General features: G+C 55.9%; 13 protein-coding genes. 2 read left to right on the plus strand and 11 right to left on the minus strand.

Features of this window, described 5'->3' with window-relative positions; translation table 11 throughout:
* Positions 1-4 precede the first annotated feature (4 nt).
* Positions 5-1,327: an MFS transporter gene (locus MUU47_RS14005; RefSeq protein ID WP_258988776.1), complete on the plus strand. Its 1,323-nt coding sequence runs from the start codon at positions 5-7 to the stop codon at positions 1,325-1,327.
* Positions 1,328-1,376: 49 nt separating this feature from the next.
* Here the strand turns inward: MUU47_RS14005 and MUU47_RS14010 are convergent, their stop codons facing one another.
* Complete coding sequence (locus tag MUU47_RS14010; RefSeq protein ID WP_258988777.1) at positions 1,377-3,419, minus strand: AsmA family protein; 2,043 nt, start codon at positions 3,417-3,419, stop codon at positions 1,377-1,379.
* Between the two features lie 264 nt (positions 3,420-3,683).
* Positions 3,684-4,457, minus strand: coding sequence for a cyclic-guanylate-specific phosphodiesterase (pdeH, locus tag MUU47_RS14015; RefSeq protein ID WP_258988778.1), 774 nt, complete (start codon positions 4,455-4,457; stop codon positions 3,684-3,686).
* 234 nt (positions 4,458-4,691) lie between these two features.
* On the opposite strand from pdeH, the gene kdgK reads away from it, so the two are divergent.
* A complete protein-coding gene (gene kdgK / locus MUU47_RS14020) occupies positions 4,692-5,621 on the plus strand; it encodes a 2-dehydro-3-deoxygluconokinase (protein ID WP_258988779.1) in 930 nt (309 codons plus the stop codon).
* A 41-nt stretch (positions 5,622-5,662) separates the two neighbouring features.
* Here kdgK and MUU47_RS14025 read toward each other — a convergent pair whose 3' ends face one another.
* From MUU47_RS14025 to bcsR, 9 genes are all read right to left on the minus strand, one after another.
* Complete coding sequence (locus tag MUU47_RS14025; protein ID WP_258988780.1) at positions 5,663-7,150, minus strand: M16 family metallopeptidase; 1,488 nt, start codon at positions 7,148-7,150, stop codon at positions 5,663-5,665.
* 245 nt (positions 7,151-7,395) lie between these two features.
* Positions 7,396-8,682, minus strand: a complete 1,287-nt coding sequence (locus tag MUU47_RS14030) for a dicarboxylate/amino acid:cation symporter (protein ID WP_159769304.1) — start codon at positions 8,680-8,682, stop codon at positions 7,396-7,398.
* Positions 8,683-8,826: 144 nt separating this feature from the next.
* Positions 8,827-10,833, minus strand: coding sequence for a biofilm formation regulator HmsP (hmsP, locus tag MUU47_RS14035; protein WP_258988781.1), 2,007 nt, complete (start codon positions 10,831-10,833; stop codon positions 8,827-8,829).
* A gap of 150 nt (positions 10,834-10,983) precedes the next feature.
* Positions 10,984-14,298, minus strand: coding sequence for a cellulose synthase complex outer membrane protein BcsC (gene bcsC / locus MUU47_RS14040; protein ID WP_258988783.1), 3,315 nt, complete (start codon positions 14,296-14,298; stop codon positions 10,984-10,986).
* On the minus strand, positions 14,280-15,386 hold the full coding sequence (bcsZ, locus tag MUU47_RS14045; RefSeq protein WP_258988975.1) for a cellulose synthase complex periplasmic endoglucanase BcsZ: 1,107 nt from the start codon (positions 15,384-15,386) through the stop codon (positions 14,280-14,282). Before bcsZ ends, bcsC begins: the two co-directional genes overlap by 19 nt.
* Positions 15,387-15,392: 6 nt before the next feature.
* Positions 15,393-17,807: a cellulose biosynthesis cyclic di-GMP-binding regulatory protein BcsB gene (gene bcsB, locus MUU47_RS14050; protein ID WP_258988784.1), complete on the minus strand. Its 2,415-nt coding sequence runs from the start codon at positions 17,805-17,807 to the stop codon at positions 15,393-15,395.
* A 10-nt stretch (positions 17,808-17,817) separates the two neighbouring features.
* Entirely contained in the window at positions 17,818-20,436 is a 2,619-nt protein-coding gene (gene bcsA, locus MUU47_RS14055; protein WP_258988785.1) for a UDP-forming cellulose synthase catalytic subunit, read from the minus strand.
* On the minus strand, positions 20,433-21,185 hold the full coding sequence (bcsQ, locus tag MUU47_RS14060) for a cellulose biosynthesis protein BcsQ (protein ID WP_258988786.1): 753 nt from the start codon (positions 21,183-21,185) through the stop codon (positions 20,433-20,435). Before bcsQ ends, bcsA begins: the two co-directional genes overlap by 4 nt.
* A 10-nt stretch (positions 21,186-21,195) precedes the next feature.
* Positions 21,196-21,384: a cellulose biosynthesis protein BcsR gene (bcsR, locus tag MUU47_RS14065; RefSeq protein ID WP_159769776.1), complete on the minus strand. Its 189-nt coding sequence runs from the start codon at positions 21,382-21,384 to the stop codon at positions 21,196-21,198.
* Positions 21,385-21,569 lie beyond the last annotated feature (185 nt).

The raw sequence follows: 21,569 nt of genomic DNA on the forward strand, positions 1-21,569 counted from the left end.
GATTATGCAATCAGCTGCCACAACACTCGATACTCAGCAGGACATCACCCCGGTCAACTCGCGGAATAAAGTGGTCGTCGCATCCCTCATTGGCACCGCCATTGAGTTCTTCGACTTTTACATTTACGCCACCGCGGCGGTTATTGTCTTTCCCCATATTTTCTTCCCGCAGGGCGATCCAGCCGCTGCGACGCTGCAATCCCTTGCGACATTCGCCATCGCGTTTGTGGCCCGTCCGATTGGCTCGGCGCTGTTCGGCCACTTTGGCGACCGCGTCGGTCGTAAAGTGACGCTGGTTGCGTCACTGCTGACGATGGGGATTTCTACCGTGGTTATCGGTTTACTGCCGAGCTACGACACCATTGGTATTCTGGCTCCGGTGCTGCTGGCGCTGGCGCGTTTTGGTCAGGGTCTCGGTCTGGGCGGTGAATGGGGCGGTGCGGCGTTGTTGGCGACAGAAAACGCGCCACCGAAAAAGCGTGCGTTGTATGGCTCATTCCCACAGCTCGGCGCACCGATTGGCTTCTTCTTTGCCAACGGCACATTCCTGCTGCTTTCCTGGCTGCTGACCGATGAACAGTTCATGAGCTGGGGCTGGCGCGTGCCATTTATCTTCTCTGCGGTGCTGGTAATTATCGGTCTGTACGTGCGTGTTTCCCTGCACGAAACGCCGGTGTTCGCCAAAGTGGCGGCGGCGAAGAAACAAGTGAAAGTGCCGATGGGCACCCTGCTCAGCAAGCATTTGCGTGTGACCGTACTCGGCACCTTTATCATGCTCGCGACGTATACCCTGTTCTACATCATGACCGTTTATTCGATGACCTACAGCACCGCTGCGGTGCCGCACGGTCTGGGCCTGCCACGCAACGAAGTGCTGTGGATGCTGATGATGGCGGTGATTGGTTTTGGCGTGATGGTACCGATTGCAGGTCTGCTGGCTGACCGCTTTGGTCGTCGCAAAAGTATGATCACCATTACGACGCTGATTATCCTGTTTGGCCTGTTCGTGTTCCAGCCGCTGCTGGGCTCGGGCAACCCGATGCTGATTATGGCGTATTTGCTGCTCGGCCTGAGTCTGATGGGTCTGACCTTCGGCCCAATGGGTGCGCTGCTGCCAGAGCTGTTCCCGACCGAAGTACGTTACACCGGGGCATCGTTCTCGTATAACGTGTCGTCGATTCTGGGTGCGTCCGTAGCGCCTTACATCGCTGCGTGGTTGACCGGGACTTACGGTCTGGCGTACGTGGGTTATTACCTGGCGTCAATGGCAGCCCTGACGCTGATTGCGCTGGTGCTGACGCATGAGACACGGGAGCAGTCGCTGTAAACCTTTCCCTTCCCCTCGCCCCAAAGGGGTGAGGGGAAACGCGCGTTAATTACTTGCGCATTTGCGACAAAATCACATGACACTGATTCGCATCACCTTCCGACGGCGAAATTAACGCCAGAAGCGCGGCCGCAGGTGTCACCAACGTCGCCAGCGCTGCCGCCACCGCGCCGCGTACAATCAACGGCCCTGGCTTCACGCCGTAATCCGGGTTCTTGAAGGTGCCGCGCACATAAAGCGGTGAGCGCAGGGTAATAATACGGATCCCCTTACTTTCCGGATCGATAGTTAAATCCAGCTGTTCAGAGGCGAAACTCGCCGTACCCGTCACGTTAATCAGTGCGTTTTCAGTATCAAAGGCGAGGATCTGCGGACGTGCCACACCGTTACTGATATTGACGTTGGCCGCCGCGCAATTCACCCGCACTTCGTCATCACCGAAAATCTGCCCGACGATAAAATTCCCCACGTTGAGGCCAAGAATTTCCATCAGGTTGCGGCTGACCACCCCGTCGTTCATCAGCAGTTTCAGGTTGCCGTCGCTCGAGCCGAGCAGGGCGGCAACTGAATTCCCCGTGCCGCGGAATTTGGCGTCGCCGTTCAGTTCACCCAGCGTTTTTTGCATCAGTTCGACGTTCGGCATCAGCTCTTTGAGCCGCAGCCTTCTGGCCTGAATATCCGCTTCGCCCTGCATTGGCTTTTTATTCCCGGCAAGGTGAATATTGGCGTTGATGGTGCCGTTGGCCATGCCAAATTTCAGCGGCTCCAGACGCAGGTCGCCGCGTTCGAGGATCACATGGGTGCTGAGATTATTCAGCGGCAGCGTGCTGCCGTGCTCGATATGCCCGCCTTTGAAGCGCACATCGGCGTCCATCACGTCCCATTTATCGGTTTCGAAACGCTCATGCGGCAGCACTTTTCCGGAAGGCTGAATATCCTTTTGTACCTCTTTGGTTTTGGTGCCCTTGCCGGAATCGACGCCAATCAGCGGCCCTAAATCCGCCAGCCGCAGCTGTTTCGACTCCATGTCGCCTTCCAGTTTCGGACGCGGTTTGATCATGCTGTATTTCAGCGTGCCGTGAATGTCGCTGTCGCCGATGCGCCCGTTAAAGTTGCGATAGTCAAAGACCGAGCCTTTTTCGGTGTCGATTTTCGCCACCAGATGCCCGTCCGTTTCAAACGGCGGCGTGTCCGGTAACAGAACGCCGGTGAGGTCATACAGCTGGCCGAGTGAATCGCCGGAAAACTTTAGCTTTAAATCCACGCCGCCCATTTTCAACGGGTCGTTCACCGTGCCGCTAAACGCTACCCGCGTGTTGCCGGAGTGGAAATCGGCCTGCACCGGGAACGGCGTGCCTTCGCTACGCAGCGCCAGCATACCGCCAATTTTCCCGGTCCCGGTGAGCGGCTGGCCGTTGTAGCGCCCTTGCGCCTTCAGGCCAAACACATAATCCCCCGGCTTCGGCCCGTCGCTTTTGCCCTTATCTCCCGTCACTTCGCTGAACGGCAGCGGCTTGCCCAGCGGATCAACGAAGATCTCGATATCGGCCTTACTGATCTTATCGTCCACTTTGATTCGCCCGCGATCGAACAGCACGTTATCGAGGCGGAATGACCACGCGGACGGCTGCGCATTTTTTTGCGTGCCATCGGCAGACGCCAGATTGAAGGTCCAGTTATTGGTTTTTTCCGAGAGGCGAATGAGGCGCGCATCCGGCTGATCCAGCTTGATCCACGGCAGGTACACAGTTTTGGTCAGCAGCCACAGCGGAGCCAGCGTGGCTTCCACGCGCGGCAGGTGTACCATCGTGATTTCAGGAATGTCCGGCGGATTGCCAAGAATAATGTCATCGGCGTGCACGTGCGGCCAGGGCACCCAGCCTCGCCAACCGGTTTCGCTGGGTTGGCGTTCCCAGGCTACACCGAGATCGCCGCGAATGGCGAACGGCCGGTTCAGTTCGGCCGTGACTTTTTTATTGATGGTTGGCTTGAATCGATTCCAGTCGAAATTTGCAATAACGATCAGCAGTACGACGAAAAGCACCACAAGCGTCGCAAAAGAAATCGTGATGACTTTGCTGGTTTTAGTCATGCCGTAAACGCTCCTGTTTTGCCTCACCTTTTATAAATATATACCCAAAATAATTCGAGCTGCAGGAAGGCGGCAAAAGAACGACAAATTCGTCTGGAACGAATTTGACCAGCCAAAGGCTGGCCTCCGGTGAGAAACAAGGATGTTTCTCACCAATCCCCAGGAGCTTACTTGAGTAAGTGACTGGGGTGAGAGAGTGCAGCCAACGCAGCTGCAGCTTGAAGTATGACGGGTATCGTTGAGGCTGAGAGAAAAGATTGCCGATCAGGCCAGATTGAGCATCACTTCTTCGAGGGTAGACATCGGCACCGGACGTGATAAGAAGTAGCCCTGAGCCGCATGGGCCGGGGATTGCTGGACGTCACGCCACTCTTCCAGCGTCTCAACGCCTTCGACGATCACGCCCTTGCAATAACGATTCATCAGCTGAATGAGCAGTTCAAAAAGATTACGCCCTTCCGGGGTCTTACGCAGCATGATGAACAGGTCGCGGGCCACTTTGATGTAGTCGTAGCGCACTTCACTCAACGCCGAAAAGTTTGCCATCCCGGTACCGAAATCATCAAGCCACAGCGGACCAAATTCGCACAGCGACGCAAAAGAGGAATCCTGCGGCAGACGAATGTGCTCCACCAGCTCGAAACGCAGCCAGGGAATATCTTCTATTTGCGCCATCAATACTGGGTCCTGACGCATCGCCATCAGCGTCGGGCCATCAACGTTTACCGAGGCCAATATCCCGTTGCCAGCGAAGAACGCGCGCTTCGCCGTGAGTGCCGCCAATTGTTCTTTGATGACATCGATTCGCTGGCGCACCGCCACCTCCGCAAAATAACGGTCAGGAGCAATACGCTGTGTAGGGTGCTCCGGGTGCGTCACCACGGTCAGCACTTCGACTGCCATCAGGTAACCATCGGTTTTATAGATCGGCTGGTAAGTATAAGCACGCTCACACTCCAGCCAATAGCGCCGCTCCTGTAGGCCTTCAATGCCTGCATCGGGAATGCTTAGCCGCTGGATAACCTGCTTTAACTTCATCTCAGCTGTCCTGTTAATGAGGGAATCTGTCGCAACTCGTCATTGGGTTATCGGCGCTGAAAGTGAGAACTTTATGTTCAACGGCTGGCATTTTGTGTTTCTGTGCATCCTGGATCAAAGGAGAATCCGCGCCAGTTCAAAAAAATAATGGAACGTTGTTTTAATATAGTTGACCCGCTACCCCCCTCAGCGCAAACTAACAGTAATTTTTTGATTTCGGGAAGGCTGACGACTATGTCTAAAAAAATTGCCGTCATTGGCGAATGCATGATTGAGCTGTCAGAGAAAGGCTCTGCGGTAAACCGTGGTTTTGGCGGCGATACGCTGAATACCTCCGTGTACATCGCTCGCCAGGTTGCACCTGCGGATTTGCAGGTGAGCTATATCACCGCCCTCGGTACAGACAGTTTCAGCCAGCAAATGCTCGACGCCTGGCAGAGTGAGCACGTCGATACTCGCCTGATTCAGCGCATGGAAAACCGGATGCCTGGTCTGTATTACATCGAAACAGATGAGACCGGCGAGCGTACGTTCTACTATTGGCGCAACGAAGCAGCGGCTAAATTCTGGCTTGAGAGCGAGCAGGCAGCGGCGATTTGCGAAGAGCTGGCGACCTTTGACTACCTCTATTTGAGCGGTATTAGCCTCGCTATCCTGAGCCCGGCAAGCCGTGAGAAGCTGTTCTCACTGCTGCATGAATGCCGTGCGAACGGTGGGAAAGTGATTTTCGATAACAACTATCGCCAGCGCCTGTGGGCCAGCCGCGAAGAAACACAGCAGGTGTATCAGCAGATGTTGGGCTGCACCGACATCGCGTTCCTGACGCTGGATGATGAAGACGCGCTGTGGGGCGAAAAGCCGGTCGAAGACGTGATGGCCCGTACGCACGCCGCCGGTGTGCATGAAGTGGTTATCAAGCGCGGGGCAGATTCTTGCCTGGTGTCACTGGCAGAAGAAGGCGTGGTGGATGTGCCTGCGGTGAAATTACCGAAAGAGAACGTGGTGGATACCACCGCTGCGGGTGATTCGTTTAGTGCGGGTTATCTGGCAGTACGTTTGACTGGCGGAGATACGCAAGCTGCGGCACAACGCGGGCATTTAACCGCAAGCACCGTGATTCAGTATCGCGGGGCGATCATTCCACGCGACGCCATGCCCGCGTGATAAATGAGGGTGAGGACTAATGTCCTCACCCCTTCACTGCTTTACTGACCCGGTGGAATATCCGTGACGTCCTGGCGATCGTCAGTGGCCGCGGGTGCCGATGAGGCCGCTGGCGCCATCAGTTTGTTCCACGTTTCCTGCAAATCCTTCATGTTGTATTCCGGCTCGCCTTTCGGCTGCTGGAGAATCAACGCCATATCCTGTGACAGCTGCTGGCGCAGCTCCTGATTCAGACCCTCCACGGTCAGAGAACTCAGGAATTCCTGACGTAGTTTCTGATACTGCTCCGGCGCGATATCCACTACCTGATTTTGCAGCGCACGCATACGCTGGCTGATCAGCAGATTGGTATCGGTGCGCGCATAGGTCGCAAACAGCTTCTGTAGTTCGAGGTTTTTCTGCGCAATCAACGCATTAAACTCTTCCTGGGTCAGACCCTCTGCGCGGACTTTCGCCAGCTCTTTGGCCACCAGGCCGAGATTAGCATTCAGTTTGTCATTCGGTGAATCCACGTTGATGGCGCACTGGCCGCGCAGATACAGCACCCGGCAATCGAAGCCAATACCGATATCTTTGACATTACTTTTGCTCAGGATCTGCTGCACATGCCAGAACAGCGCTTCACGCGCCAGGTCAGCACGCCAGTAGCGCTGCAACGCGGCGGACTCACGAATCGGTGCCCACGGCGTGTCCCACATGATAGAGAGTCTGTCCTGCGGCACCGCGTCGGTCATAATGCTGACCGGGGTTGCCGGAAGCGGCGCCAACGTCGGCACAGCCGCCGGGGTATCGCGTTTGCCTTTCAGGCCGCCGAAGATTTTATTGATTTGCTCGCCCACGCTGCGGTTATCCACGTTGCCGACCACAATCAGGGTCATCGCATCCGGGGTATACCACTTCTGGTAGAAGCTTTTCAGCTGTCCGGTATCAATCGGCTGTTTCAGCGGTTCAGCCGGATCGTGGCCCAGCATGGTCGACCCTTTCAGGCGATAACGCCACCAGCCCTCTTTTGGGTCCTGAGGCCAGGTCATGACCATATCTTCGCCACCGAGCGCGTGATTCACGGCTTCCGGGGTGATATTGAGTTTGCCGCTGGAATCAGACAGCCAGGTCAGCGCCTCTTTCAGCAGGTCGTTGCGGTTGTTCGGCAAGCTCAGGCTGAAAAGGGTGTAATCGTAGGAGACAATGGCGGGTGGCATTGGATGCTGAGGGTCGATGCCTTGCTGCCACAGGGAACGGGCCTGCATCGTCGGTAGACTGCCGCTCTGCGAGAGCGCCAGACGTGGAATAAAGTGGCTGAAGCCCGCCTGCTGCGTGCTTTCGCTCAGAGAACCAATATTGACCTGAAGGCGGATTTCTACCCTGTCGCTCGGGCGCTGCGGGGTGGCCAGTACCTGCCATTGAAATCCGTTAGCCAGTGTTCCCTGTTGCCATGCCGGGTCCGGCTGGAGCGCTTCTGCTTGCGCATAGCCCGCGGTTGCCACCATCAGCATTCCGCTCGCTATGAGTCGAATTTTTGTGCCCTGCATTTAAGCCCCTGAATCAACAATCCTGGTTATTTACTCATCATACGTCGAGCTGCATGTGCGTTGGTTGCACCACAACATTATGAGTAACAAAGACAACTCATGGTCGTTTTTATGAGTTAATTACGTCGTTTAGACCGTGCATTTTTTGAAATGTCACACGCTCAACGAAAAATATGGTCAATTATGCGCAGGAGCCCGTAGTCCATCAAGCGACTACGGGCAGATAACAGGGATAAGTCGCGGGATTATGAGGAAATTTCTTGAGCCTTATCACGGGGCGCGCGGTTATTGAGCGTATCGTCCAGTTTCTGCGGGTCGAGTTCTTTCACCCACTTCGCCACCACGATAGTCGCCACGCCGTTGCCCACCAGGTTCGTCAGCGCACGCGCTTCAGACATAAAGCGGTCGATACCCAGAATCAGCGCCAGACCGGCAACCGGCAAATGACCGACCGCAGAAATGGTCGCCGCCAGCACGATAAACCCGCTGCCCGTCACGCCCGCCGCGCCTTTTGAAGAGAGCAACAACACCACCAGCAGCGTAATTTGATGGAAAATATCCATGTGGCTGTTGGTCGCCTGAGCGATAAACACCGCCGCCATCGTCAGGTAAATCGACGTGCCATCGAGGTTGAACGAATACCCGGTTGGGATCACCAGCCCCACCACCGATTTACGGCAGCCGAGCTTTTCCATTTTATCGAGCATTCGCGGCAGTGCGGATTCAGACGATGACGTGCCAAGTACGATCAGCAACTCTTCACGAATGTAGCGGATGAACTTGAAGATGCTGAAACCGGTCGCCCTGGCGATAGAACCGAGCACCACCACCACGAACAGAATACAGGTGATATAGAAGCAGATAATCAGCTGCCCCAGCTGCACCAGCGTGCCCACGCCGTATTTGCCGATGGTGAACGCCATCGCCCCGAATGCACCAATCGGTGCCAGGCGCATGATCATGTTGATGATGCCGAAGATGACCTGCGAGAAGCTTTCAATCACGTTGAAAATCAGCTGGCCTTTGTGGCCCAGACGATGCAGGGCAAAGCCAAACATCACCGCGAACAGCAGCACTTGCAGGATGTTCCCGCTGGCAAACGCGCCGATGACGCTGGACGGGATGATATCCAGCAGGAAGCCAACCACGCCCTGATCTTTCGCCTGCTCGGCGTACACTGCTACCGCATGCGCATCGAGCGTCGCCGGGTCTACGTTCATCCCCGCACCCGGCTGCACCAGGTTGACAATCACCAGGCCAATAATCAGCGCCAGAGTGCTGACCACTTCAAAATAGAGCAGTGCCACCGCGCCGGTACGGCCCACGGCTTTCATGCTTTCCATCCCTGCAATACCGGTCACGACGGTACAGAAGATAACGGGAGCAATCACCATTTTGATAAGCTTAACGAAGGCATCGCCAAGCGGTTTCATTTGCGCGCCCAGTTCTGGATAGAAGTGGCCGAGTAAAATACCCACGGCGATAGCGGTGAGTACCTGGAAATAGAGGCTTTTAAACAGAGAAGTTTTCATAGGATGTCCTTAAGATAAAACCACAGGCTGAGTAAGGTTTTTATTCGCCCGCGGCTTTAAAATAACATCCGACAAACAACGCAGAAACATTTCATGGGGTAAATGTTAAAAAATTTGAGCTGGCTCGCGCAAGCGCGTGATTATTTACGCGCTTACATCGTCAGTCTGGGCCGAGAGATAGTCCTGTTCGAAAATGTCCGGCGGTACCGCGCGGTCAAACAGGAAGCCCTGCGCGATATCCACCCCGGCAGATTTCAGCCAGTCAAACTGCGCCTGAGTTTCCACGCCTTCCGCAACAATGCTCAGGTTCAGACTGCGAGCCAACTGGATAATCGCCGATATCATGCTGGTATCTTCCGGCAGCGTATCCACGAAGATTTTGTCTATTTTGAGCACATCCAACGGCAGTGATTTCATGTGCTGTAACTGGCGCAGACCGGCGTAGCCCATGCCGAAATCATCCAGCGCAACCTGCACCCCGGCGTTACGCAGCGGGCGCAGGATGGCGACAGCCGCTTTCGGGTCGTCAATGCGGCGGCTTTCCGTCACTTCCAGCACCAGCGTGCCGGGTGCGATACGGTAGCGGTTGAGCAGTTCCAGCATATCCGCCACCATGTCGTGATGCAGCAACTGCAGGGCCGACAGGTTCACCGACAGCGGCAGCATAATACCCCGACTCTGCCACGCCGCCAGCTGGCGACAGGCTTCTTCAAGCACCCAATAGCCGACGGTGATTATCAGGCCACAAGATTCGATGCGCTCGATAAGGTCGCCCGGCAAATCCCAGCTGCCGTCAGGCTGACGCATACGCAGCAGCACTTCCGCGCTGCACACTTTACCACTGGCAATGTGAATTTGAGGCTGGAGCCACACCGCAAACTGATGATTATCGAGGGCAGAAAGAATGCCGCTCTCTTCGCTCAGCCGCTGCTGCGCTTTTTCCATCTGCTCGGGGTCGAAGAACTCAATCTGATTTTTGCCTTTTCGGCGCGCGGTAAAGGCCGCTGACACCGCCCGACGGTAAAGCTGTTCACCGCTCAGGTCACCGTGGAACATCGCTATCCCGATGCTGGCGCTTGGACGCAGCTGAATACCCTGCAAAGGCAGTCGCTCATTAATGATAGTGAGTACCTGCTGACCTAATGTGATTGCATGCCACGGCTCTTTCACGCCGTGCGCCAGAATAGCAAAGTCATAGGCGCTGACCTGAGCCAGCACCATGCGCGGTGAAATCACCGATTTGAGTTTTTCCGCCAGGGTCAGCAGCAGCATTTCGCGCTGGCTCTCCTGCAGTACGCCAGCGGTATCCTGCAGGGTTTCGCAGGCCACGACCATCAGCGCGGTGGTTTTCTTGTGCGCCACGGTTTGTTCCAGCAGCGCCAGTAAAAACGCCTTGTTTGGCAGGTCTGAGACCGGGAAACGCGTGGAGTGGCTGCACAGCTCATCATGCTGACGCAGGATGAGTTGCTGATTGCGGTTGTAATTGCGCACCAGCATGCCGATTTCATCGTCATGATGCAGGCGCGGCAGCGCAAACTGATGGCCCACCCGGTCCTGTGGCGCAATATCGTTTAACTCGCGGGCCAAGGCGCGCAGTGGGCGCACAATCAGTCGGTTGATACTCCAGGTTATCGCCACCGTCAGGATGAGCACCAAAAGTAAGTAAGCAGTCACTAATGTCGCGAGGGTGCTCATGATGAACTTGTAGGTGCGATATGAATCCGATTGCAGCACCAGATAGGCCAAAGGCTGAGGATTAGCCGGGCGCTCCATGGAATAAACAGGCAATGAAATCTGCACCGGCAGCTCAAACATCCGGGTGATCATCACGGGCACCGGGCGCTCTTCGATAAAACGCATGCGCAGCGCCTGGAACTGATTGGGCAGCACCACATCGGCCCGGCTGACGATCCCGGCAGGCTGAATACGCCTGAGAATAGTTTCGGCTTCCGGAATATCCCCTTTCAGAATGGCCGCCGACAGCGGTTCACGCACGGCACGGGCCACGCTTTCAAGCTGAGTGGCGGTGGCAAAACGGTTTTGCTGCGTAAAATGGAACATCAAAATGGAACAAAAGACGAACACAAACACCATGGTGACGACTGCCACCATGGCCATTTGTTTAATTGTGAGTGAGCGGCTAACGCGCAAAGGAACTCTCCCCAGAGAAAAACCACGCCCTTGGGCGTATCACGTAATGCCGGATAGCATAATTTAACCCGGCATTACGTGATTTTCGGCACATTATACGCTAAGAGTCTGCTCATCGGGATGGCAGAAAACGCATTTAGGCCGAATCTGTTACCAGTCTGCGTATGGAACCAGAGGCTGAGGAGGCAGATCCATGTCACCCTGCCAGCCTGCGGCGGAGTAACGAACGTACAGCAGCGCATGGCTCGGGGTGTAATCCTTCGCCTGCTGAATATCAATTGAGGCCCCGACATACCAGTTCGAACTGACACGGCGTTCGATAAGCGCATGCGCGGTGTAACCGAAGCCGCTGCTGCTGCTGCCTTCGTCGATGTAGTCCGCATTCGGATAGTTAGCCGGCAGCAGGTCCTGTTTCGGATAACGCGCCTGGTTGTTGTTCTTGGAGTGTGACCACGAGACCGAGCCGCCCAGCTCCCAGGACCAGTTATCCGTGCGCTGACGCCAGTTCACCGGCACCGCGAACGACAGGTACTGTTGCGGGCTGTAGTAGCCGCCCTGTCCAAGCGTATAGCCGCTGAGATCTTTGTCGTAGTGCCAGACCATGTTGTTCAGGCCCACGGTCACCCGGCGGTTGTTCTCATTGATAAGCTTATAGTAATACCCGGCCATCCAACGCGCGCGCCAGTTGTCATCGACGTTTTTACCGGTCAGTGAGTCTGCGCTCAAAGAGGCCCACACGCCGTTGGCGTCGCCTTTGTCATAACTCAGGCTGATACCGCCCCCGTCGGCGCGAACACCGCCCCAGGTGGTGCCGGTGTTCGGGTCTTTCTGCCCGCCAAACGCCAGCAGGGAGCTGGAAATCGGACGACGGTGGCCTTCAACCGTATACCCGACCGAGCCAATACTGTTGCTGTAGCTCAGGCCGCCGACCACATCCACGACGTTGAAGCCCATCGGCGTGGTGCCGATATCCACATTCCAGGTATCGTTGCGCCAGCCGACGGCAACGCTGGCCCCCCTATCGCTTTGGCTCTTATCGCCGCCGTAACAGGTTTGCTCGGCGCAGGTGCCCCACTTCGGCGAATAGCCACCGTCGCTGTCGCTTGAGAATTTCCCTGCGTCCATGTTGACGTAATCACTGCGGAAGAACATCCGCCCGTCGGCCAACGGCGCGTCCACCTGAAGCATGGTGGTGTGCGCTTTGAGGTCGGAATAACCACCGGTGCCGCTGGAACCCCAGAAGTTGTGTTCCAGAGTGACGTTGACGTCCTGCTGACGGTAAAGGTCAGCCGCATCGCTGCGTACCCCACGTTTCAGCCAGTCGTCTTTTTCATCGTTACGGGTCAGGCGGGTAAAGCTGTCGTTATCCTGCGGACGGGTCGGCGTAATGCCTGCCGCCACCATCGCATCTTTGTAGCTGTCCAGCGCCTGCTGTGGATCGCCGTTCTGCACCTGGAAACGCGAGTTATCACGCAGAACCAACGCAGTTTCCATTGATGCAGGCTGCGCTTTTGCCTGCGGCACGATGGTGTTGAAAATCTGCTGTGCCTGAGCGGTGTCGCCGAGGGAAGAATCCACCAACGCGATACGACGTTGCGTATTGAGCGACGGCGCTTCGCCTGCAGCAGGCGCTTTCAGCTTCTTAATCTGTTCGCGGGCGGCGGATTCGTTGCCATCTGCGGCGTACACTTCCGCCAGACCCAAACGCGCATCGTTATTGTCGGCTTCTTTCGCCAGCGCGGTGTTGTATTCGGTGATAGCCGTGCCGGTATCACCGCGCTGCTGCGCCCAGTCGGCCAACGTCAAATGAATACGCGTCGACGGCGTTTGCTGTTTCAGCAAAGCAATCGCCTGATCTTCATGACCGTTATCGCGCAACAGGTTCGCTTTCTGCATCATCTGATCGAACTGCAGACGATCCGACAATTCCTGAATATTGTCATTCCACTGGCTTTTCGGCAGCGTATTGATGTGCGAGAGTGCCGCCATATCCTGGCCGTTGCCGGAAAGGTACAGGCCATAGGCGTAAACCTGCTCCGGATCGCCCGATTTTTTGCGAGCCAGATTCTGCATCAAATTGTCAGCTTCACCGCGCTGCCCGGCGCTGGAGAGATCCTTCGCCAGACGATAAGTGACCCACACGCTGTCCGGATCGAGCGCCAGTCGGCGACGCTGAACTTCTGCGGCCTGCGCCCAACGGCCCTGATTTTCAAGCATTTCAGCCTGCTTTGACAGACGATCGTTGGTCAGGCTGCGTTCGATATCATCAATACTGCGGCGCTGACTGGCCGACAGGGTATTAATGAACGCCGTCGCTTTCTCCGGCGACTGCGCCCGATAAATATTGGCCAGCCCGCGCACGGCGTTGCTGTTGCCTTTGTCCAGACGCAGTGCCTGCTGGTAATAACGCTCCGCGGCGGCGGTGTCGTTGCGGGCGATAGCCACGTCGCCCAGGCCCAGCACCGCATAGCTGTTGGTGTTATCCACACGCTGTGCCTGCTGGTAAAAACGTGCGGCCTGATCGAGATTTTTGGCTTTCAGGGACGCATCGCCTTTACGGATCAACGGCCAGACAATCTCCCAGGTCCCCGGCTTACTGTCTTCAACTTTGGCGATTTCAGCTTCTTTTGCCTGCTGTTCCGCTTGCGCGCGGAACGCCGGATCGGCCAGCTTAGTCTGGTTGTCAGCCAGTTTTGTACGCGCTTCATCAGACAACTCACCGGTGGTGAATACGGCCAGGAAGCGCTGAAGATTTTTCACGCTGTCTTCGTTGACCGGCTGATCTTTAATTTGGTCGTACCACATTTGCTGGGCAGTCCCGCGCCCGGCATTGGATTTCGCCATTTGTTCCAGCACCGCATAACCTTCCGCGCTGCGGTTATCGTCAAACAACAATTTGGCAAAGGTGGTTTGCAGCTGGACGTTGCCCGGGTTCTTGGCGTTCAGCGACTGGAGTTTGCCCATCGCCTCTTTATGACGGTCCGGCAGTTTTGCGACCGCCGTCCAGTATTCCACCGCTAACTCGCCATCCGGCGGCGTGCCGTTGAACAGCGCGTCATACTGCTTGAGGCCTTCCTGGATGTGGCCGGTGGTCACCTGCAAACGCGCTTCCTGCAACGCCTGACGGCCTTTGCCCGTAGAGAGCTGCATTTCACTTTGCGAGGCTTTAAAGGCATCGGAATCCGGTGCCAGGTTTTTCATGCGGTCGAGCTGTTTCTGCGCGCCGTCGGTATCGCCCTGACGCAGCAGATAACGCATACGGGCGGCAATCACCTGCGGATCGTCCGGGGCAATCAGTTCAAGGCGGTACAGCGACTGGCGAACCAAATCGTCACGCTTCGCGGATTCCCCGAGGCGTACCTGGTTCAATAATTGTTGCTGCGCGGCGGTGGGCGCAGCATGCGCTAAAGGGAGTAGCGTCATCCCTAGCGAGAGGCTGAGTAAGCTTAGTGAGAATTTGCGCATTCCTGGCCCCAGTCTGGTAAAAGTTCACCGCGAGCAGTAAACCGGAAACGGTGTTGATCCCATCCTTGCCCGAACAGAGTCAGAACATAGCTGTAATACGCATCGTTGCCTGGGAAGTTATCGGCGACGCGCTGGCGCTGAACGGCCTGTGCATCACGATTTTGCAAGAACGGTAACAGCGTCGCGGAGAATCCCACTGGCCCATTACCGTCCACTTTCCCGGTGGCAATATCGATTTTTTCTGGCGGTAAACCCGTCTTTTCAGTTTGGGTGGCCATGGGCTTAAACTTCGCCAGCAGGCGGGCTTTATGCGGATCGGCGTTGTTCAGCATGCCGGTCCACATATAAACACGGATGGCGTCATAGCTGCCCAGCAGCGATTTATCCTGCTTAAGCTGCCAGCCTTTTTTCTTGTCGAACCGCACCCAGTTTGGCGAATAGCCCTTCGGTGCTGTTTCCAGCAACATTCGCAGGTTGGTTGCTTGCACCGCATTCCACGGCGCGCCAAAACGCACGAAGTAGCTCGCTAATTGCGGCGGGAGATAACTCGGATTGAGGCGCCAGCCTTTATCGTCGACAAAGCCAACTTTACCTGGTAGCAGCATGGAGCCAAGCCCCGGCACTTTCACCACTTCGTCAGCAGAAATCTTCGATAACAGCGCTTTACCCGCGTCGCTGTACTCCGGCATTTTCCACAAACGCCCGGCTTCCAGCAGTGACCAGGCAATCCAGACATCGGCATCAGACGCGGAGTTGGTGTCGAGCACGCCCCAGTTGTTGTCCTCTTTCTTGCCCCATAGCCAGCCTGGCAGTTGCGCTTTTATGTCACCCGCGGCCAGGTTGTCCTGCGTCCAGTGGAACAACTGCGCAAACGCCGCACGGTCATTGGCCGCCAGCGCGAAGAACAGCGCGTAGCTCTGCCCTTCGGAGGTCGTAATTTTACGGGCGTCGCTCGCGTCGATAACTCGACCGCCGTCGCTGATATAGTCTTTTTTGAACTGCTCCCACGCAGGCCACGTGCAGGCGGCTGAGGCCTGCATCGTGACCAGCGTCAGTAGCGCCAGGCAACCCTGGCGTATACCTTTCATCATCGTTTACTCATCATCCGGATCCAGACGGCGGCGGCTAATGATGCGCAGCAGACGCCACAACACCCATGCCAACAGAACCACGCTCAGTGCCGCCAGGATTGACAGCAGAATCGGGTGGGTAGAAAGAGCGAACCACACGCGCTCGTACCATGGCAAATGGCCAACGTAATACACGTCACCCACGCGCAGGCTGTTGACGCCAGACTCACGGATAACCGAGACGGAACCAAACATCACCGCACGCTTACCGCTGTCGTTCAGTGCCTGGTTCAGCAGTTCAGAGCCACGCGCGCTATCCGCCATCAGGGCAATAACACTGCGTTGATCGTGATACGGAGACTGGAAGCCGATGATCGCCGCCATCGGGCCTTTAGAGCCGATGTTCGCCTGCGCTACCGGCTGACGTTCATTGTCATCCAGCTGCACCGATGCCAGTTCATTATGACGCACCGGGGTTTTCACCCAACTCTTGGTCGCATCCACCAGCAGATCGATATGCTGGTCATCTTTCAGCTTCTGCGGGATCGCGCCGATCAGCAGGATGTCAGCATCCTGCTTTTGCATCTCGCTCGGATCGTTGGTCAGATTCAGGTTAGCGCCGGTCAGCCCGACCTGCCCACCGATGGTCGCCACGGAATCCAGCAGCGTGCTGATCTGGTTCTGCGTCGGTTCTTTCGGCATCACCACCAGCGTATCAGAGAGATCCGCCATCCGGCTAAACGGGAAGCCCGCATTAGCAAATGCGCGCAAGTCCGGCATCGCCAGGAAATGATAGTAGTTGGAGAAATCAATCGTCGAATCGTCACCAATCACCACATTGTTCTTGATAGGCTGGAAGGTGACGCAGTTCTCAACGGTACCGCCCGGCATCGGGTTGGTATACTGGAAGTCAAAACGCAGCTGGTTGGTCGCTCCCAGACGCAGCGCCGGGATAGACACCTGATCTTTGCCATCAATCAGGCCCTGAACAATCGGCAGGCGCATCAGCAGGCTGTTGGTATCCTGGGTGCTGTTCAGACTGTACGATTGCAGGAACTGGTTGTTGAGGTTGATGTCCATCCGCGAGCTGTCTTTGATAGCCGGCTGGGTATAGCGATACTTCATATTCATATCGATGCCGTTGCTGCGCAGCAGATACAAATCCGGCGGTAAGTTCAGCGACAGGTTAATCGAGGCAGGCTCAAGACCGGTGGACTGCAGCTGCTGATCGTACGTTTTCAGCTCGCCAAACGTCACCGGACGGTAGGTATTGACCCAGTTCGGCGCATCGTATGGCTTACGCGCCAGCAGAGATTTCACGTCATCCACGGTCACGGTGTCACCACGGAACAAGATGCTACCAGCGGCAATGCCTTGTGCCGCCAACAGCAGATCTTTGTCATCGCGCCCGAAGATCACCAGCATTTTCGTATACGGGTCATTCGGGTTGTCGATCATCTTGATGGTCGGGGTCTGCACCAGCGGGTAGTCGCGCAGGAAATCCGGGCGCTTATCATTGGTGGCGAACACGATAGCATTCTTGTCCGGCACGTCGTTATACAGGACCGGGAAGGTCTGTCCACGCCAGCCAGCGCGCGAACCGAACCAGGATGCCACAATGGCCGCCGCTTTCTGTTCGGCGATATCCGGTGTCGAGGCGAACACCATCGGCAGATTCAGGGGCCGGTTGTCACGGGCGTCAAAGAACGGCACCGGGAAGTGCGACAGATCGTTTTTGACGTTCAGCCGTTGCAGGGTCATATCCAGCGACGTATTACGCGCCACATCCAGCCACAGGGTGGTGCTGGCGGTGTTTTCACAGACGTCACGGTAGTGACCGACAAATTCCAGACGCACATTGTTCAAATCGGTGATGTACAGCGGGTCAACCGGCACCTGCGCCATCACTTTTTTGCCCAACTGTTCTTTTGTAACCGGCAGAACACCCATCAGCTCATCATTAAGATAAACCTTCAGCTGCGACTGAACCGGCAGCAGCGCAGGCGATGGCGTATACACCAGATTCAGCGTGGCTTTGGATACGATTTCATCACTGCGTGTACCAAACTGCACCGCACCGGTCGGGTTTGAGCCTTTCAGTTCGATGCTGCCCGGCGCGGGGGCGATCTGCGCAAAACTAAGTTTCACGTCGCGGGACGGTGATTGTTCAACCACCTCGGGCGTCGTCCCTTCAGCAGCATTCACTGCCGCAGGATCCGTGACCGTTGGGTCAACCATGCCCGGCGCAGCCGTTGTCGGAACCGAGGCCGCATCCGTCGTTCCCGTATCACCAGGTGCTGCGGGCACGGCTTCGGTGACGGTAGGTGCCCCCTGCTCCGGTGCAGGCGTAGGTGCCGTGGTTTCTGAGTAAGTTATCTGTGGAATAAAAGCGCTCATGCCCACAGCCGCTGCGCACATCCAGGAAAGTTTTCTTTTCATCGTATAGTCATCATTGTTGAGCCATTGCCGGTTCAGGGAGAATCTCACCCACGTTGCGCTCAGGGCGACGCGGTATAAAGGAGACAATCCAGGCAACCAGTGAGAGAAGCGATCGGAAAATAAATTTCACCGAAGGCGGCGCGAACTCCGCGAGGTGGCGATAGCCACGGAACCCCAGTTTTAAAATGTCCAGCATACTTTCCAGCGGTTTATCTTCCGGGAAGCTGTCTTGCCACAGCGCCCAGGTATCAGCGCGAGCAAAGGTACACTGAACAAAATCAATGTGCTGGCGAGTCGGCATCGGCAGCAGTTGCAGACCCACTTCGCTGCCCATTACGCGGGTAACCAGCATCGGGAAGGCAAATTCTTGCTGACCCCGTTTGAGCAGCAAATTGACCTTTTGACCTTCCAGAACCTGTCCATCCCCGTTGATTTTCAGCCCTACGCCGCCGTCAGAGAAGTCGTGCAGCGTACAGGAGAACAGGTGCCCATCTTCGCGGGCAATCGCCGCAGGCATTTTCATCTCGACGCGGTGGGAACGGCGCACCTGTTTACTTTCAACAGAGACTGCCACGGCCCCGCCCAGAATAATCAGGTTGTAGAACACCCACACGATACTGACCCACACGGTCAGGACTTCATTCGCCGGACCGGTGAAGTGACGCCAGATACCGACGGCGATCCCCACCAGGTTCAGGATAACCAGGTATAAGTACGGACGGGAAATCACCCAGTCGACGTACTCTTCTTTCACCAGGCCGCCTTTCGCCGTCACGTTGAAGGTCCCGATTTTCGGGTTAATCAGCGCCACGATGGTTGGCGGAGCGATATACCAGGCCAGAACGGTTTCGTAAATTTCACTCCAGAAGGAGTGGCGATATTTGCCCTGAATTTTCGAGTTGGTCAGGCTGGCGTGAATCATATGCGGCAGAACGAACAGCGCAATCATCAGCGCCGGCGCGTAAATGATATAAGCGTGCAGCAGCAGGAACGCCAGCGGTGCCGTCAGGAAGATAAGACGCGGTACGCCGGATAAGAAGTGCAGCATGGCGTTGGCATAACAGATACGCTGCGACCACTTCAGCCCTTTACCAAACAGCGGGTTATCCATACGGAAAATTTGCACCATCCCGCGCGCCCAGCGAATACGCTGGCCGATGTGCGCTGACAGGCTTTCCGTTGCCAGACCTGCCGCCTGCGGTATACGCATGTAGGCCGATGTGTAGCCCCGACGGTGCAGACGCAGCGAGGTGTGCGCATCTTCTGTCACCGTTTCGACGGCAATCCCACCCACTTCATCCAGCGGTCCACGGCGGATGACCGCACAGGAACCACAGAAGAACGTCGCATCCCACATATCGTTCCCGTCCTGCACCAGGCCGTAGAACAGCGTGCCTTCGTTCGGGGTCTTACGGAAACGACCGAGGTTACGTTCGAACGGATCGGGAGAGAAGAAGTGGTGCGGGGTCTGCATCACGCCGAGCTTTTTATCTTTAAGGAACCAGCCCACCGTCATTTGCAGGAAGGAGCGCGTCGGCACGTGGTCACAGTCGAAGATAGAGACCAAATCCCCTTTCGCCAGCTTCAGTGCGTTGTTGATGTTGCCCGCTTTCGCATGTTCATGCGTGGTACGCGCGACATACTCCACACCGACATCTTTGGCGAACTGGCGGAACTCATCGCGACCGCCATCATCCAGAATCCAGATTTTGAGCTTGTCTTTCGGCCAGTCGATACCCAACGACGCATAGACGGTGTTTTTCACTACGCTCAGGTCTTCGTTGTAGGTCGGGACAAAGATGTCGACAGACGGCCACAGGGCCATGTCTTTCGGCAGTGGCACCGGCTGGCGGTTAAGCGGCCAAATGACCTGGAAGTAACCGAGCACCAGTACGACCCAGGCGTAGGTTTCCGCAAACAGCAGCGTCAGGCCGCAGACCAGGCTCACCGGGTCATTCCAGTTCAGCGTTGAGGTATAGCGCCACCAGATATAACGACAGGATACCGTAAGCGACAGCACCACCAGCATCAGCGCGGAGAAACGCCCTGGCATCCGGCGAACAATCAGCGCAATGCCCCACAGCAGCAACAGGAAGATAAACTGCGAAATCGGGTTAAACGGCTGCGTGACGCAGATCAGCGCCAGCAGTAACGAACAGAACACCACGGTGCCGAGAATGAATTTTCGCACTTTCGGGTGAACGTGAGTCAGCTCTTTTTTGTGGTCCAGATGCGCCGTTTTGGTGCTCATTCTTTCAGGCAGATCGTCCATCCACTTATGGTAACGACCGCGCGCGCCGGACATGGCTTTCAGCCCTTTCCAGTTGAAGCTCTTTTTCTCCGCGACAGGAAGCGTCAACACCAGCCACAGGCTTTGCAGAACATAGCGGACAGGATCGAGCGGACGCGGACGGTGCGCGTTGATATGCGGGTACAGTTCATTGTAGTTGGCGCGGATACGCTGCCAGCGTGGGTGTTCAAGTGGGATAAACAGCCATGCAAGGGCAACCCAGATGCAACCCATGGTGGCACCCAGCCATGACGCTTTGTGGCGACGATAATCCATATACCGCGCACGCAGACGCGCCCCCGCTTCCGGTGCCAGCAAGAGGGCGGTAAGACGTATCATGAGCACTGCTCCATGCCCGGACGGATCCCGGCGTAATGCATCAGACACCAGTTCGCAAGCGTGACCACTTCTTCTGCCGCTAAAGAATCGCTTCGGTATTCGCCGAGCGGTTGCTTGGCTGCCAGACACTCAGCCACGGATTCATCACGGTGGATAACCACCGGCAGCATACGAGGCTGGCTCTGTAACCAAACTCGATAAATATCGTCCTGAATATGGCTGCCAATGCGTAAGTCGTTGATCAGGATATGACCGTGTTTCGGCAGAACCTGCTGATGCAAACGGATATGCGCATTCGCATCCGGATTCACCACCGTCAGCATATGGTTGCAGGCTTCAATCAGCGGCTGCATCCACGGCTGAACATCATGGGGTAAATCGATAAGCACCCAATGGTTCGGACGCTTTTGATCGAGGGCCTGCACAATGTCCACAGCCTGATTTAGTGCCGGCGCCAAAACCTGTACGTTTAAACGTTCTGTTACAGAAAGCTGACCAAACGGGAGAAAATCGACCTGAGAGGTATACCGCAGCCCGGCATCACGCCAATCTTTGCCGTCTAAAAGCGCACGCACCCAGCCATCGCGATTCGCAATGTTATCATTGAAAAAGTAGCGCAGCATGTTATCCGGGCACGCATCGATAATGATGACCGTCTCGCCCAGAGACTGTAATGCCCAGCCAAGTGCGGCAGTCAGAGACGTCGTTCCAGTGCCGCCTCGCAGACCCTGTAATCCCAAAATGGCCATTCAGGCTTCCTTATTTTTGTTCCGCCAGCTCGGCCAGCAAAGGCCAGCGCTTTAATGCCGCGGCTAGATGCTCGCGTTGGGAAATATCGGTATAATCTATTTCGGGCAAAGAGAATGCCCGGCTTAAAGCCAAAAAATCATTTTGGAAGGTGTAACCAGGCGTTGATTCTGACGCTGTCCGGTTTTCATTTTCAGACATTTCTTTTGAACCTTTATCGGACATTTCGTGGATAAGCGTATCGGACATTTCTTTGGTTCAAGAAACTAAAACACGAGTTCATCAGTTAGATACACTATGTCCGAACAGAAAATGGGTTCACATGCTAAATCTGTTACTCTTTAATTTCAATGTTAGGTTTAATCTGAGAGTTTTGCTAGTAAACT

Origin of the sequence: Scandinavium hiltneri (genome assembly GCF_024764835.1) — a bacterium.
GTDB classification, from domain to species: domain Bacteria; phylum Pseudomonadota; class Gammaproteobacteria; order Enterobacterales; family Enterobacteriaceae; genus Scandinavium; species Scandinavium hiltneri.